A 14,598-nucleotide genomic window follows, 5' to 3' on the forward strand; every position below is an offset into this window, starting at 1 on the left:
GTGCTGGGGCGGCGGGCGGTGCGGCTGCGGCTGCGGTGGCTTCGGCGCCTGTGGCTGCTCCTGGTTTTGCGGCGGCCGAGGAGCGTGCTGGGGCGGCGGGCGTTGCGCCGACGCAAGCGGCGCCGGCTCCGCAGGTTGCACCGTCGGCGCAAGAAAAGAGGCAGGTCGCTCAGCCGGCGCAAGGGGGAGTGCAGGCTGCTCCGCAGGCGCAAGAGGAGAGACAGGTTGCTCCGCAGGGCGGGGCTTCGGCTTCCGATCAGCTGAAGGCGAGTTTGCAGAATCCTGCTGCGTTGCAGCGGGTTTGGCAGGCGGCTTTGGCGACGCTCAAGAAGAACAAGGCCGCGTACGGCGTGCTGTTCTTGAACACGAAAGCGGTGTACGACGAGCGCAACGGGCTGCTGGTCATCGAGTTCCCGGCCGAGAATTCGTTCGCGTTCAAGGCGGTGCAGAAGAGCGACGTGCAGGATGCCGTGGGCGTGGCGCTCTCGCAGGCGTGCGGAGAGGCGTTGCCGTTTGCGTATGCGCAGGCGGGCTCGGCACCCGTGCCCGCAGGGGCGGCGGTGTCGGCTCCGGCCCCGCGTCCCGCCGCGGCCGCGGCCCCGGCCCCCGCGCCGCGTCCGCAACCGGCGCCCGCTCCGCAGCCCGCGCCGCGCCCGGCCCCGGCACCCGCCCCTGCGGCGACTCCCGACTACGACATTCCGCCGTACGAGGACGAAGTGGTTCCGTACGACGACGGCTTCGTCTCGTCGGCACCGGCCCCGGCTCCCGCGCCCATGCCGACTCCGGCACCTGCGCCAACGCCCGCCCCGACACCGGCACCCGCGCCCGCACCCGCGTCGGCGCCCGCGTCCGCGCAGTCGCCTGACGACCTCAAGGCCATCCTTGCAGCTGGCTTCGGCGCCGGAGTGCGCGTCGAAGAAGTGAAAGAATAACGATCCCGATACCGAACCCGAGAAGGAGCACCACCATGGATATGAAGAAGATGATGAAGCAGGCCCAGCGCATGCAGGCCGAGCTGGCGAAGGCTCAGGACGAGATCAAGGACATGGCGTTCGAGGCCACTGCCGGCGGCGGCATGGTGAAGGTGGTTGCCACGGGCGACATGGCCGTGCAGAGCATCACCATCGATCCCGAGGCCGTGGACCCCGAGGATGTCGAGATGCTGCAGGACATGGTGGCCGCGGCCGTCAACGAGGCCCTGCGCGGCGTGTCCGAGCTGAGCTCGCAGCGCCTGAATGCCGCCACGGGCGGCATGAACATCCCGGGCCTCATGTAACAAGGCGCGGGGAATCGAATCATGTACGCTGCGCCGTCCATTCAGAAGCTGCTCGACGAGTTCGAACGCTTGCCGGGCATCGGGCCGAAGTCGGCGCAGCGCATTGCGTACTGGATTCTCAACGCCGACAAGGCGACGGCGCTGCGGCTGGCCGAAGCCATCGTCGAGGTGAAGGATACTGTGCGCTTCTGCTCGCGTTGCTTCAACTATGCCGAGGACGAGCTGTGCGAGATATGCCAGTCGTCCAAGCGCGACGCGGGCATCATCTGCGTGGTGAGCGAGCCGCGCGACATCCCGCCCATCGAGCGCACCGCCGTGTACAACGGCGTGTACCACGTGCTGGGCGGCGCGCTGTCCCCCATGGAGGGCATCGGCCCCGATCAGCTCCATGTTGCCGAGCTCATGAAGCGCCTCGCGTCCGACGAGGTGAAGGAGGTCGTGCTGGCCACGAACCCCAACGTGGAGGGCGAGACGACGGCTGCCTACCTCGCGCGGCTCATCAAGCCCCTCGGCATCGTGGTCACCCGTCCCGCAAGCGGCCTGCCGGTGGGAGGCGACCTCGAGTTCGCCGACGAGGTGACCCTCGGCCGGGCCATTGAAGCCCGCCGCCCCCTCTAGCGCGCACGCGCCGTTCGGAAGGGCGCTCCCCAAGCGAGTTTACTCCTCGGGCGCCGAGTTTAACCCTCCGCATCGCCGCCGCTCACGCGCGCGTGCGATAAGATGGGAGACGTCATCGCAGGAGGGGGAATGCGCATGAAAACGTGGCCGGCGGCAAAATACCTGACCTATAGCTTTTGGCGTTCATGGATACTCGTCGTGTACACGGCGCCCATCTGGTCGTACATCGCGAATCCCGCGCAGGCCGAGGCGTGCTCGTTCGGCATGTACGTGTGGTCGACCATCGCCTTCTCGCTGCTGACGGCGCTCATCGCGCTGTTCCATCGTCGGACTGCCCGGCTGCTGGCGAACCGGTTCGTCATGTGCGCGTCCGGCGTCGCCGCGTCGCTGGGCATGGTCATGGAGTACGCCGGCGCGTACCTGGCCGATGCGTCTTCGCCGCTGTTCGCGGCCGGCGCGCTGCTCACCGGGGTGGGCACCGCGTTCATCGCCGTGCGCGCGGGGCAGATTTACGCCTCGACGCGTCCCGTCGTGGCGGTGACGAACACGGCGCTGTCCGAACTTGCCTCGGGCCTCGTGTTCTTCTTCGTGGTGGGCACAGTGCCGGCCATCGCGCTGCTGGTGGCGGCGGTGCTGCCGCTTGCCGCCGCGCTCATGACGCTGTTCGACCGCGACGGTGCGACGGAGTCGAGCGCCGAGCGTCCCGACGCGCAGCTGGACGCTGCCACGCGGCGTGCAAGCGTCGGCGCCTTCGCGCGCTTCCTCGTCATCGTGGCGCTGTTCACCTTCGTGGCAAGCCTCACGAAGGGCATGTTCGCGTTGCAGGACGCGCAGGCATCGCTCGCGAGCGGCGAGTTGGGCGTGTCGCTTGTCATCCTCGTGAGCTTCGGGCTGGTGCTGCTCAGCAGCCTGCGGTCTTCGTTCAACTTCGGCGCCGTCTACTACCCGCTCGTGCTCATGCTTGCGGTGGCCCTCGTCATCGCGTTCTCCTCGAGCGTGGGCAGCGAGCCGGCCGCCGCGGTCATCGTGCTGGTGTACTGCCTGTTCTCGCTGTTCATGTGGTGTTTGCTGGCCTACCTGGCGCGCAGCGATTACTGGAGCCCCGTGCAGGTGTTCGGGTGGGGCCGCTCGGTGTTCGCGCTCGGCTCGCTTGCCGGACTCGTGACGGGGGAGCGCTACCCGCAGCTGGGCATCGCCGACTCGCAGACGCTGGTGGTGGGGCTCGTCCTTGCGTTCTTGCTGGTGGCGGCATCCATGCTCATCTTCCGCGAAAGCGACGTGCGCAAGATCATCAACGCCGGATGGCTGGCGGCCGATCGAACCATCGCGGAAGCCGATGCGGCAGCTGCGGCGATCCCGGCATCTTCGGCCAACGTGTCGGAGGACGCCCGTCTGGACGGGGAAGGCGTGGTCGATGCCGAATCGTTCGCAGCCGATCATAACCTGACGATGCGCGAGCGCGAGGTGTTCGTGCTCATGCTGCGCGGGCGCGACGCCCGCTCCATCGGCGAGGCCCTCGTGATTTCCGACAACACGGCGAAGGCGCACATCCGCAGCATCTACGCGAAGACGGGCGTGCACACGCGCCAGGAATTCGTCGACGTCACGGAGCGCATTGTCCGTTAGCCCCGTTCAAAGGCTCGTGCGGTGGAGTTTACTCCCTGCGCCCCTCCGGTTTAGGCACCTGCCAAGCTCTTTTTATCCTTCCAGGCGATAGGCGCGATGCCGCGTTGCGCGCACACTGCTCACTCGTAAGGTCGACCGGCGCCAAGCGTCGGCGACGCATGCAAGACGAGTGAAAGGCGATGTGTATGAGTCAGCTCAACATGTCGAGGCGCGGGTTCATGAAGGCCGCTGCCGCCACCGGGGCGCTGGCGGCGCTCGGATCGGCGACGGCGCCCGGTCGCTTCCGCGAGGCGCATGCCGACGAGACGACGTCGGAGACGAAGAAGGTGTACACCTCGTGCCAGGCGTGCATCTGCAGCTGCGCCGTCATCGCGACGGTGCGCGACGGTCGCGTCATCCGGCTCGAGGGCAATCCGGAGAGCCCCATCAGCCGCGGCGGCCTGTGCGCGAAAGGCCTTTCGGGCATTCAAGCGCTGTACAACCCCTGCCGCAACAAGTACCCCATGAAGCGCGTGGGCGCGCGCGGCACGAACAGCTTCGAGCGCATCAGCTGGGAGCAGGCCATCGAGGAGATTTCCCAGAAGCTCATGCAGGACTTCAACAAGTACGGCGGCGAGTCGCTGGTCACCTCGACGGGAGGCGGCGGCAACCCGCACTTCGGCTCGCCGTGCCGCTTCACGCAGGCGCTCGGGTCGCCGAACGTCTTCGAGCCGGGCTGCGCGCAGTGCTTCCTGCCCCGCATGGCCACGTTCTCGCTCATGTACGGCGGCGGCAAGTCGGGCACGACGTCGATGGCGGACTCGAAGTACGGCGGATGCGCCGAACTCTACTTCCCCGACGTGACGCCCATTCAAACGCTCGTGATGTGGGGCACCACGACAAGCTACCATGCGCCGTCGGGCTCGGGCCGCGCCATCGCGGAGCTGCGTGCTCGCGAACAGGGGCTCAACCTCGTGGTGGTGGACCCGCGTTTCACGCCCGACGCCGCCATGGCCGAGGTGTGGCTTCCCATCCGCCCGGGCACCGACGTGGCGCTGCAGATGACCTGGATACGCTACATCATCGAGAACGAGCTGTACGACAAGGACTTCTGCATGAAGTGGACGAACCTTCCGTACCTCATCAACCCCGAGACGAAGAAGATGCTGCGCGCCCACGAGGTAGGCCTCGGCGATGCGGATGCGGACGACGCCGACGACACGTTCGTGGTGTGGGACGAGAAGACGAACGCCGCCGCGCCCATGCCGTGGCCGTGGGACGACGCCCTTGAGCCCGCGTTCTTCGGCACGTACGAGGTGGGCGGGATGACGTGCTCCACCGCCTTCACCCTGCTGCGCGAGCGCGTGGACGAGTGGACGCTTCAGAAGGGCGCGGACGTGTGCTGCCTCGATGCCGAGCAGATTGAGAAGGCCATCCGCGTGTACACCGACAAGGGACCGTCGGGCCTGATCCTGGGCGTGGCCACCGACATGAGCCCGCAGGCGGCGCAGGGTGCCGAAGGCGCGTGCATCATCGAGTTCCTCATGGGCAACGTCGAGCGGCCGGGCGCGCTGCTGCAGCGCTTCCCCGATCCGCCGAACAAGGTGGACCTGGGCACGCTCAACTCCATCGTGGACGAGGGCATGCTTGAGAAGCGCCTGGGCTACCGTGAGCACAAGGGCCTGGGCATCTGGTCGCACGCCCATATTCCCACGGTGTTCAAGGCCATCACCACCGGCGAGCCGTACCAGCCGCGCAACTGGATGGAGCGCTCGGGCAACAAGCACGCGATGATTGGCAACGCGAGTCAGCTGCCGGCCATCGTCGACAAGATGGAAATGATCTGCCACCTGTATATGTATCCCACGGCGTTCACCATCGAAGCGGCCGACTACGTGCTGCCCACGCAGGAGTGGCTCGAAAGCTACTTCACCATTGCGCACGCGAACAAGATCATCATTCGCCAGCCGGTGGTGCACCTCTACGAGACGGTGAACGAGGGCATCATCTGGGCGCAGATCGTGCGGAGGTGCGCCGAGCTGGGCAACCCGTACGCGCAGAAGGCCATCGACGCCGACTACCTCGCGTCGGTGGGCAGCGATCTCGTGTATTGGGACGGTCAGCAGTCCATGATGGACATGCACATGGGCAAGCTGCCGATGACCTGGGACGAGCTTGCCGAGATGGGCACGTACGAGTGGATTTCGAGCGAGGACTACCACACGTACTACACCTACAAGAGCATCGATGCCGCCACGGGCAAGGAGAAGGGCTTCAACACGCCGTCGAAGAAGGTGGAGCCGTATTCGGAAGGCATCCTCATGCTGGGGCGCACGGGCGAGCCGTGGGCGAGCGCGAACGGCAACAGCTACACGATGCAGCCTGCCGACGAGGACTACGATCCGCTCGTGTACTACCTCGAGCCCGAGGAGTCGCCGCTCACGGATGACGAATTCCCCATCACGCTCACCGAAGGGCGCATCCCGCACTACCACCATGGCACGCTGCGCAACGTTCCCTATCTGCGCGAGCTGTATCCCGTGCCGCTGGTGAGCATCCATCCCGAGACGGCCGCGGCCAACGGCGTGGAGGACGAGCAATGGGTGTGGGTGGAAAGCCGCCGCGGCAAGATTCGCGGAAAGGCGTGCGTGACGACGGGCATCGCGCGGGATGTGGTGCACATGGAGCGCTTCTGGAATCCGGAATACCTCGACACCGACACGCCGTCGAAGGCGTGGACGGAGATGAACGTCAACGTGCTCACGAAGACCGACGGGCGCTTCAACCCCGAGTTCGGCACGTACACGCTGCGCGGCTTCCAGGTGAAGGTGTACCCCGCCCCCGAAGGCGCTCCCGAGGGCGCCTGGATCAATCCGACCGACTTCGAACCGTGGATGCCTGAATTCAGCGATCCCACAGAGGTGGTGTTCAAATAATGGCTCAGTACGCAATCGTGGTCGACCTCAACCGCTGCATCGGGTGTCATGGATGCGAGGTCGTCTGCAAGAACGAGAACAATATCGCGCTTGGCGAGTATTGGAACAAGGTGGTGGATCGCGGCCCCTTCGGCGACTACCCGAACATGGAGCTGTATTTCCTGCCCACGATGTGCCAGCAATGCGCGGATGCGCCCTGCACGAACGTGTGCCCGACCGGCGCGAGCTACCGCGACGGCGACGACGTGGTGCTCATCGACAAGGAGAAGTGCATCGGCTGCAAATACTGCATGATGGCCTGCCCCTACGGCGTGCGCTCGTGGAACGCCGCCGAGCGGGTGGTGGAGAAGTGCACGCTGTGCGCGCACCTGACGAAGAACGGCGAGCTGCCCATGTGCGTGCGCACGTGCTCGGCCGGGGCTCGTTTCTACGGCGACCTGGACGATCCGAGCTCGGACGCGTCGAAGGCGCTTGCCGCGGCCGACCCCGCGAGCATCCACACGCTTGAGGACGTGGGGAACCATCCTGCAACCCACTACATTTTGTCGCCCGGTCGCGCGGCGTGGAAGGAAGGCGAGTAGCCATGACGATCCAATGGTCCTTGGTGCTGTTCACGGTGTTGGCCGGATGCGGCGCGTGGCTGTTCGCCTGCGTGGCGATCGACGAGTTCCGCGGCGCGGCCGCGAAGGTGCGCGTGCCCGCAAGCGTGGCGGCGGTGGTGCTGCTGGCCGTGGGCGGTATCGCCTCGGCGACGCACCTCTCGCACGTCGATCGCATGATGGCGGCGCTTGCGCATCCGGCCCCCGGCATCTTCCTGGAAGCGCTGCTGCTGGGATTGCTGGCGGTGTGCGCCATCGTGTACGCGGTGCTGGTTGCGCGTGGGGCGGGTGCGGGCGCACGCAAGGCGGTGGCCGTGGCGGGCATCGTGCTGGCGGTGGCGTTCTCGTTCGCGTGCGGGTCGTCGTACATGATGTCGTCGCGCCCCGCGTGGAACACCGTGGCCCTGCCGCTTGCCTACCTCGGCACGGCGGCGGCCTCGGGAACGGCGCTCTACCTGGTGATGTGCGCGGCGCTCAAGGTGGAAGACGGCGCGGTGAAGGCCGCAGGGTGGTACGCGGCGGCGGGTGGGGCGCTTGCGCTCGTGCTGTCGCTTGCGTACGGCCTCGTGTCCGGCGTGGCGTTCGGCGAACAGGCGATGCTGTTCTGGTTGGCGGTGGTTGCGTGCGGTGCCGTGGTGCCCGCGGCGTGCGGGTGGATTGCCGCGCGCAAGCCCGAAGCCGCCCTCGCTCCCGCGGTTGTGGCGCTGGCGGGCGCGCTTGTGGGCTCCGTGGCGGTGCGTGCGGTGATGTGGCTGGTGGGCACGGCGGTGGCGAACTACTTCGGGTTCGCGCTGTAACGCTGCGGTAGAGGGGCGCTTCGGTGCCGGAGGAATGCTCGGTCGCTTCGGCGCTGCGCGGTGTGCGGGCGCCGAGGCGGGAAAGGACGGAGGCGAAGCGATGGCTGTGTTTACGCGTCGCGCGTTCGTGGGGTTCGCGGCCGCGACGGCTGCGCTTGCGGGCGTGGGCGGGGCCGCGGTTGCGCTGGCCGGGGAAGAGGAGCTGCTGCGTCCTCCCGGCGGGCAGGACGAGGGCGCGCTGCTGGCCTCGTGCGTGAAGTGCGATCGATGCCGGTCGGCGTGCCCGACGGGCGTGGTGGGCGTGGCGCACGTGGAAGACGGGCTGCTGCAGGCGCGCACGCCTACGCTCGACTTCCATAAGGGCCTGTGCGACTTCTGCGGGTTGTGCCAGCGGGTCTGTCCGACGGGCGCGCTGGGTTCGTTCGACCCCGAGCGCGACAAGCTGGGCGTGGCCGTGGTGCAGAAGGACCGCTGCGTCGCCTACTTCGACGGCTGCTCGGAGTGCGAGAAAGCGTGTCCTTACGAGGCCATCGCGCTGGACGAGGCCGGGCACCCGGTGGTGGACGCGACGGCGTGCAACGGCTGCGGTGCGTGCGAGAACGTGTGCCCGGCGCTCGTGTACCGCTCGTTCGCGGGCGGGACGCGGCGCGGCATCGTGGTGGTGCCGCCCCGACGATACGAGCGGCTGGGCAAGACGGTTGTGGAAGACGAGAGCGAGATGATGGCATGAGCGGGAAGCGGAAGAAGCCGCGGGCATCGACGCTGAGGACGCTGTCGGCGCTCGGCGTGGTGGGGCTCGTGTGCCTGGGTCTCGCGGTGCATGCGGGCGTCGGCACGCCGAGCGCGTTCGGCATCGGCGACATTGCGGCGCTCTGCCCGCTTGGCGGGCTCGAGGCGATGATCGCTTCGAAGACCATCGTGCCGCCGATGCTCATAGGCCTTGCGGTGGTCGTGGTGCTGACGCTGCTGGTAGGCAGGGCGTTCTGCGCCTGGGGATGCCCGGTGACGTTGATGCGGAAGGTGTCGGGGAGGGGCGCGGGAAAATCTGGCGCCTCCCCCTTGGCCGCTGGGGGTGGACCTGCGGGTTCCCTTGTGGCGGCCGCGGAAGGGGAGGGTGGACCGGCGAGTTCCCCTGCGGCCGCAAAGGAGAAAGGGGTGGCTCCTCGGCCTTCACGGTTTTTTGTTCTTGGCGCGACCCTCCTCACTACGGCCGCCTTCGGGTTTCCGGTGTTCTGCTTGGTTTGTCCGGTGGGGCTGACGTTCGGGACGTTGGTGGTGGTGTGGCGGTTGTTCCAGTTCAGCGAGGTTACCTGGTCGCTGCTCGTGTTCCCCGCCATCCTGGTGCTCGAGCTCGTGGTGCTGAGGAAGTGGTGTCATCGGTTCTGTCCGCTCGGGGCGTTGCTGTCGCTCATCGCACGCGGCAACCGCACGTTCCGCCCGCAGGCAAACGCGGACGCGTGCCTGCACGCTGCGCACGGCGAACGCTGCAACCGGTGCGCCGACGTCTGCCCCGAGGGCGTCAACCTGCACGACAAGACGGTTTCGGCCCCGATGAACGAGTGCGTCAAATGCCGCGCGTGCGCCGACGCGTGTCCCATGCACGCCATCACATTCCCGCTGCTTGCGAAAGCGGCGAACGAAAGAGGAGGAGAATCGCAATGATCACCGAGAGCGAGGAGGGCGCGCGCGTCGAGGACGTGTTCAAGGCGGCCCCCGGAAATCAGAAGGTGCTGATCACGGCTATGGAGGCCTGCCGCGAACCACGCACGCCGCGCGAGCTCGATGCCATCATGGACGAGGTGCTGCGATGCAACCGCTCGGTGTACCGCCCGGTGGAGCTGCGCGCGCTGCTCGAGCGCTTCGGCGCACTCGTGTACGAGCCGAGCGACGAGGAGCGCGCGGCCCGCGCCGCACTCGACGCCGGCGAAGAGCGCGAACCCGTCGTGGACGAAGACGGGAACCTCGTCATCGGCGCGCTCGCCGAGGGCGTGTGGACGTTGAGCGAGGCCGGTGCGGCGTACCTTGACGGCGATCCGGTGGGGTCGTTCGCGCAGGGCCTGTTCGTCAAGGACGCGGTGTACCTACTCGTGTATCGTCTGCTGCTCGAGTTCTTGGCCGAGGGCCCGCGGGCGAAGGCCGCAATCGACGCGCTGGTCGATGCGCACCCCCTCGTGCAGCAGCCGCGCCTGTTTTCGGGGTACTTCCTCGGCGAGCTTGAGAAAGCCGACGTGGTGGAATGGCGCGAGGCGTGGCAGTTGACGGAGCGCGGACGCGTCGTGCTGGCGACGTTCCGCGCGGAATCGATCGGTGAGGAGCGATGAAGATGGACGAGACGATGAACGGGGCGATGAATGAGGGGACGCGTGTGTTCGCCGAGGCGCTCCGCGCGCAGAACGCCGGGTACGGGTTTCTGGCCCGCCTGTTTCGCGCAGAGGTGGACGAGGAAACGTTGGCCGACCTTCGTGCGATGAAGCTTCCGGCGGCAACGGGCAACGAACGGCTGGATGCGGGGTACCGCCGTTTGGCCGCGTACCTGAACGGTGCGTGGGAGCGTACCCGCACCGAGCTGGCGGTCGATTTCTTCCACACGTTCATCGGCACCACGCAGGACGCGCATGCCGTGGCGTTTCCGTACGAATCGGTGTACACGTCGCCCGATCGTCTGCTCATGCAGGACGCGCGCGACGAGGTGCTGGCGGCGTACCGCGCCGCGTGTCTTGTGCTGGTGGACGAGGTGTGCGAGCCGGAAGACCATCTTTCGTTCGAGCTGGAGTTCGCGCAGCTGTTGGGAGCGCGCGCGACGGACGCATTCGAAGCGGGCGACGAGGAGGCCTGCGCGCAGCTGCTGCAAGCTCGGCGCGCCTTCATGGACGCCCACCTCATGAATTGGGTTCCGTCGTTCGCCGACGATGTCGAGCGCATTGCGCAGACGGAATTCTACCGCGCCCTCGCGCTCGTGCTGCGCGGCGTGCTTGAAGTGGATCGCGCTTTCTTGGACGAAGCGCTTGCCCCTGCGGCGTAACCGCAGGGTTGCAAGGCATAAAAAATGGGACCTGCGTCCCAAAAGAAAGAATAAGGGTTCTGCCCCCTCCAAAAAACAGAACCCTTTTCTTTACCGAAGCATCAAAGCCTCTGTAAATGCAGGAATGATTATAGCACCGTCCTCCATGAAATCACAACATATTTTTTCGGCCAGCAACACCTACGCGTGCGACCTGCGAAAACGTGACTTCAAACGACGGTTGCGGGTTTGGTGAGGCGCAGGATGTCCTCGCGCGACGACACATCGAGCTTGCGATAGATGTTGTGGATGTGGGTGCGCACGGTGTTGGGGGAGATGAACAGCACGTCGGAGATGTACGCGCCGCTGTGGCCTTCGGCAAGGTAGGCGAGGATTTCCTGCTCGCGCGCGGTGAGCTTGTGCTCGGCGGCCAGCAGCGCAATGCGGTCGACGTTCTGCTCGGGTGCGGTTTCGGCGTGCACGGCTTCGGCATCCTGCTCGCCCGTCCAGGCGAGGTCGCGCGTGCGCCTCACGTAGGAGGACAGCACCATGACGAACGCGTACAGCGTGGTGGTCACCGTGACGGCCACGTGCACGAGATCGTCGTCGAGCACGCTTGCGAAGCTCTGGCCTGCGAACGACGCGGCGCAGAACAGCAGCACCGCGGTGGAGAACACGAGGTCGGACGAGAATTCGCCCGCGTTCGCCACCGCGCACAGCGTGGCGAGGGTGAGGATGGCGGCCAGAGCGTACAGCAGGTACGTGAGAAACGACACGAGGGCCGAGCCGCTGCCCACCGATGCGGCGATGCTCGTGGCGGCCAGCAACACCATGGCCATGAGCGGCAGAAACGTCTGGTGCATGCCGCCGCGCAGCGCGAAGCGTTTCTTGCGCAGCGCCGTGTACGCCAAAAGCGCCACCGCGTCGAGCGCGAGCGCCGCCAAGTAGGCGTCCTGGCTCTGGTTGAACGAGGTGCGCATGACGGCCATGACGAAGGCGAACACGAGCAGGCCGAGGCCCGGCGCCACGATGACGTCGGCAAGCGAGGCGATGGTGGCCGAGGTGGTGCGCCCCTCCGCCCCTTCGGGGCCGCTCGGCGCATCGATGCGCGTCGCGCCCGAGAACGCGAGGGGGACGATGACGGCCACGATGGAGCTGAGCACGAACAGCATCGTGACGCCCGGCAGCGGAAGCACGGCGTACAGGTAGCAGATCCCGGCCGACAGGATGCTTGCCAGCGACACGAGCACGAGCGCGCGGCGAATGCGGAAGCGCGCGCAGATGCGTCCCCATGCGAGCGCGAGGCACACGTCGCCGAGGGCGGTTGCCACCGACAGCGCGATGAGCAGCGTGGTGCCGAGGCTGCCGAACCATGAAAAGTAGGCGAATACGAGCGAGCAGCACAGGTACAGCATGCCGCCGCCGGCACCGAGCAGCATGAAGGGCAGCTGCTTGCGTGCGAGCGACAAGCCTACGAACAGCGCGCCGAACAGCGTGGCCGCAAGCAGCGCGGTTTCGGCGAACGTGCCCACGAACAGCTCGGTGTGCTCGAAGCGCAGAAACGAGATGACGGTGCCCGAGTAGATGAGCAGCGTGGAGAACAGGCAGGCGACGCCCACGACGAGCGCCGTCATGGCGGGCAGGGCCGTCCCCGTGCCGGCCGAGGCTGCGGTGCTGTTTCGTGGCGCTTCGATTGCTGCTCCCTTCCCCGTGATATGGGTCGCATTATAGCATTCGACCTCGGTGAGAACGCCTACGTAAAACCGTTGAGACGCCTTCGGTACCTGGGGAAACGAGAATCAACGTTTTTTCGGATGGAAGCGTGCGGCGCGGCGGGCGATGATGGCCCCAGAGTTCGAAGGCAATGCAAGCACGACAAAAGGAGATGGGGAGCATGGAGCTTTCACGCAGGAATTTCTTGATGGGCGCCGCGAGCGCCGGCGTCATCGGAGCTATGGCGGGCCTCACCGGCTGTGCGCCGCAGTCGTCCGCGTCGGCCAAGACCGACGGTGCCGCGACGGGCGGCTCGTCCGCCGCGACGCGTCCCACCTATTATATGTGCGACGAGGACTGGCTGGGCAGCGCGCCCGAGATCGCCGACGCCGACATCGCCGAGACCAAGAGCTTCGACGTCGTGGTGGTGGGCGGCGGCCACGCCGGCACCCAGGCTGCGCTCGCGGCGGCCCAGGAGGGCGCGAAGGTGGCCGTCGTGGAGAAGCATAACGACGGCGAGATCGTGTACCGCGGCGACGACATCTGCTCGTACAACTCCAAGATGCTGGAAGCGTGGGGCTTCGGGCCGTACGACCTCGACGACATCGTGAACGAGTACGTGCGTCGCGCCAACGGCCGCTGCAACACCGAGGTCATCCGCTCGTTCGTGTACAACTCGGGCGAGATGATGGACAACCTGGCCTCGCTCATTCCCGAGACGTCGAACGTGTTCGACCGCGACGGCGGCCAGTGCATCGTGCAGATCGCCTACGACAAGCCGAGCGGCGCGGACTACCCCGTGGAAGTGTCGGGCTACAAGATGTGGGCCTCCACCGTGCAGACCGTCGGCACGAAGAACGAGCAGCCGGTGGGCAAGAAGCAGAAGACCGGCATCTCGCGTTTGGCCGAGATCGAGGAGTACTGCCGCGACGCGGCGGAAGACCTCGGGGCCGAGTGGTTCTGCGGCCATACCGCAGCCCGGTGCGTGCAGGATTCCGACGGCGCGGTAACCGGCATCATCGCCGAGGACGCCGACGGGAAGTACGTGAAGTTCGAGGCGGCCAAGGGCGTCATCCTGGCCACGGGCGATTTCGGCGGCAACACCGACATGGTGTGGGAGCTGTGCTCCGAGTGCGCCGAGAACGCCGAGCGCCACGGCGTGGACCGCGGCGAGCTCATGGGCATGACCGACTGCGACGGCTCGGGCCACAAGATCGGCTGCTGGGCCGGCGGCGCCATCGAGAGCCACCCGCGTCCCGTGGCGGGCGACGCGCCCTCCATCTCGTTCGGCCCCTGGGGCTCCACGCCGTGCCTGTGGATGAACTGCAACGGCGAGCGCTTCATGAACGAGTCGTTCGCCGGGCTCGTGCTTGCGCAGTCCGCGCGCCAGCCCATCAACCCGGACGCCAAGATGGTGGGCAACTTCGCCATCATGGACAGCAAGTACATGCAGTACATCCAGGCGGGCGGCCTCGACCACGGTGCTCCCAACTGGGGCTTCCCCGAGGGCATCGAGGACTTCCAGGCGAACATGGAGGCGGCCGACCCCGCCGTGGGCACCGCCGAGGTGCGCGGTTTGGAAATCGCGAACCGCACGAGCCCGTTCGTGAACGAGATTTTCGTGGGCGCCACCGTTGAGGACGCGCTCAAGAACGCGGGCCTCGAGGGCGATGCGCTTGCCGCCGCGAAGGCCAGCGTCGAGCGCTACAACGAGCTGTGCGCCGCCGGCAAGGACAGCGATTTCGGCAAGCCCGAAGACCTGCTGATCCCCATCGACGAGGGCCCCTTCTACATTGCCACGCAGGGTACGAACAAGCTGTACGGCCCCGGCCTCAACACGCTGGCGGGCCTGTGCGTGAACGGCAACTACCAGGTGCTCACCGCGTCGAAGAACAAGGTGATCGACGGCCTGTACGCCGTGGGCAACACGATGGGCGAGCGCTACGGCAACGCCTACAACTGCCCCTCGGCCGGCAACAACATGGGCAACGCCATGACGAGCGGCCGCGTGGCCGGCAAGCACGCCGCGCAAGCCTAACGCCTCGGCGCCCCT

General features: G+C 66.9%; 12 protein-coding genes and 1 pseudogene. 12 read left to right on the forward strand and 1 reads right to left on the reverse strand.

What is annotated here, in order from left to right; all coding sequences use genetic code 11:
• The 11 genes and pseudogenes from C1876_RS17850 to C1876_RS11790 form a co-directional block, all read left to right on the forward strand.
• Window positions 1-932: pseudogene (locus C1876_RS17850) on the forward strand (DNA polymerase III subunit gamma/tau); the annotation flags it as partial.
• 35 nt (window positions 933-967) lie between these two features.
• Window positions 968-1,276, forward strand: a complete 309-nt coding sequence (locus C1876_RS11745) for a YbaB/EbfC family nucleoid-associated protein (protein ID WP_114546916.1) — start codon at window positions 968-970, stop codon at window positions 1,274-1,276.
• Between the two features lie 21 nt (window positions 1,277-1,297).
• The gene (gene recR, locus C1876_RS11750; protein ID WP_114546917.1) at window positions 1,298-1,894 is read left to right on the forward strand and encodes a recombination mediator RecR; all 597 of its coding nucleotides are present in this window, start codon (window positions 1,298-1,300) and stop codon (window positions 1,892-1,894) included.
• 135 nt (window positions 1,895-2,029) lie between these two features.
• Window positions 2,030-3,520 carry a helix-turn-helix transcriptional regulator gene (locus tag C1876_RS11755; RefSeq protein ID WP_114546971.1) on the forward strand — a complete coding sequence of 497 codons (1,491 nt, stop codon included), beginning with the start codon at window positions 2,030-2,032 and terminating at the stop codon, window positions 3,518-3,520.
• 185 nt (window positions 3,521-3,705) lie between these two features.
• Window positions 3,706-6,435, forward strand: coding sequence for a molybdopterin-containing oxidoreductase family protein (locus C1876_RS11760; RefSeq protein ID WP_114546918.1), 2,730 nt, complete (start codon window positions 3,706-3,708; stop codon window positions 6,433-6,435).
• Window positions 6,435-7,016: a 4Fe-4S dicluster domain-containing protein gene (locus tag C1876_RS11765; RefSeq protein ID WP_114546919.1), complete on the forward strand. Its 582-nt coding sequence runs from the start codon at window positions 6,435-6,437 to the stop codon at window positions 7,014-7,016. Before C1876_RS11760 ends, C1876_RS11765 begins: the two co-directional genes overlap by 1 nt.
• Before the next feature lie 2 nt (window positions 7,017-7,018).
• On the forward strand, window positions 7,019-7,831 hold the full coding sequence (locus C1876_RS11770; RefSeq protein WP_114546920.1) for a dimethyl sulfoxide reductase anchor subunit family protein: 813 nt from the start codon (window positions 7,019-7,021) through the stop codon (window positions 7,829-7,831).
• A gap of 100 nt (window positions 7,832-7,931) precedes the next feature.
• Window positions 7,932-8,561, forward strand: a complete 630-nt coding sequence (locus C1876_RS11775; protein WP_114546972.1) for a 4Fe-4S dicluster domain-containing protein — start codon at window positions 7,932-7,934, stop codon at window positions 8,559-8,561.
• Entirely contained in the window at window positions 8,558-9,493 is a 936-nt protein-coding gene (locus C1876_RS11780; RefSeq protein ID WP_114546921.1) for a 4Fe-4S binding protein, read from the forward strand. The genes C1876_RS11775 and C1876_RS11780 overlap by 4 nt, the downstream gene beginning before the upstream one ends.
• Entirely contained in the window at window positions 9,490-10,152 is a 663-nt protein-coding gene (locus C1876_RS11785; RefSeq protein ID WP_114546922.1) for a hypothetical protein, read from the forward strand. The genes C1876_RS11780 and C1876_RS11785 overlap by 4 nt, the downstream gene beginning before the upstream one ends.
• A 2-nt stretch (window positions 10,153-10,154) precedes the next feature.
• Complete coding sequence (locus tag C1876_RS11790) at window positions 10,155-10,853, forward strand: TorD/DmsD family molecular chaperone (RefSeq protein WP_244910132.1); 699 nt, start codon at window positions 10,155-10,157, stop codon at window positions 10,851-10,853.
• A 209-nt stretch (window positions 10,854-11,062) separates the two neighbouring features.
• On the opposite strand, the gene C1876_RS11795 is transcribed toward C1876_RS11790, so the two are convergent.
• On the reverse strand, window positions 11,063-12,466 hold the full coding sequence (locus tag C1876_RS11795; protein ID WP_114546923.1) for a helix-turn-helix transcriptional regulator: 1,404 nt from the start codon (window positions 12,464-12,466) through the stop codon (window positions 11,063-11,065).
• 260 nt (window positions 12,467-12,726) lie between these two features.
• On the opposite strand from C1876_RS11795, the gene C1876_RS11800 reads away from it, so the two are divergent.
• Window positions 12,727-14,583, forward strand: a complete 1,857-nt coding sequence (locus tag C1876_RS11800) for an FAD-binding protein (protein WP_114546924.1) — start codon at window positions 12,727-12,729, stop codon at window positions 14,581-14,583.
• The last annotated feature ends 15 nt before the right edge of the window (window positions 14,584-14,598 follow it).

The organism is Eggerthella sinensis (genome assembly GCF_003339815.1).
In the GTDB taxonomy this organism is placed as follows: Bacteria; Actinomycetota; Coriobacteriia; order Coriobacteriales; family Eggerthellaceae; genus Eggerthella; species Eggerthella sinensis.

What these genes read in the sequence shown, in the direction of transcription:
- C1876_RS11745 (WP_114546916.1), top strand. Translation starts at nt 968, where the DNA reads ATGGATATGAAGAAGATGATGAAGCAGGCCCAGCGCATGCAGGCCGAG.
- recR (WP_114546917.1), top strand. Translation starts at nt 1,298, where the DNA reads ATGTACGCTGCGCCGTCCATTCAGAAGCTGCTCGACGAGTTCGAACGC.
- C1876_RS11755 (WP_114546971.1), top strand. Translation starts at nt 2,030, where the DNA reads ATGAAAACGTGGCCGGCGGCAAAATACCTGACCTATAGCTTTTGGCGT.
- C1876_RS11760 (WP_114546918.1), top strand. Translation starts at nt 3,706, where the DNA reads ATGAGTCAGCTCAACATGTCGAGGCGCGGGTTCATGAAGGCCGCTGCC.
- C1876_RS11765 (WP_114546919.1), top strand. Translation starts at nt 6,435, where the DNA reads ATGGCTCAGTACGCAATCGTGGTCGACCTCAACCGCTGCATCGGGTGT.
- C1876_RS11770 (WP_114546920.1), top strand. Translation starts at nt 7,019, where the DNA reads ATGACGATCCAATGGTCCTTGGTGCTGTTCACGGTGTTGGCCGGATGC.
- C1876_RS11775 (WP_114546972.1), top strand. Translation starts at nt 7,932, where the DNA reads ATGGCTGTGTTTACGCGTCGCGCGTTCGTGGGGTTCGCGGCCGCGACG.
- C1876_RS11780 (WP_114546921.1), top strand. Translation starts at nt 8,558, where the DNA reads ATGAGCGGGAAGCGGAAGAAGCCGCGGGCATCGACGCTGAGGACGCTG.
- C1876_RS11785 (WP_114546922.1), top strand. Translation starts at nt 9,490, where the DNA reads ATGATCACCGAGAGCGAGGAGGGCGCGCGCGTCGAGGACGTGTTCAAG.
- C1876_RS11790 (WP_244910132.1), top strand. Translation starts at nt 10,155, where the DNA reads ATGGACGAGACGATGAACGGGGCGATGAATGAGGGGACGCGTGTGTTC.
- C1876_RS11795 (WP_114546923.1), bottom strand. Translation starts at nt 12,466, where the DNA reads ATGACGGCGCTCGTCGTGGGCGTCGCCTGCCTGTTCTCCACGCTGCTC.
- C1876_RS11800 (WP_114546924.1), top strand. Translation starts at nt 12,727, where the DNA reads ATGGAGCTTTCACGCAGGAATTTCTTGATGGGCGCCGCGAGCGCCGGC.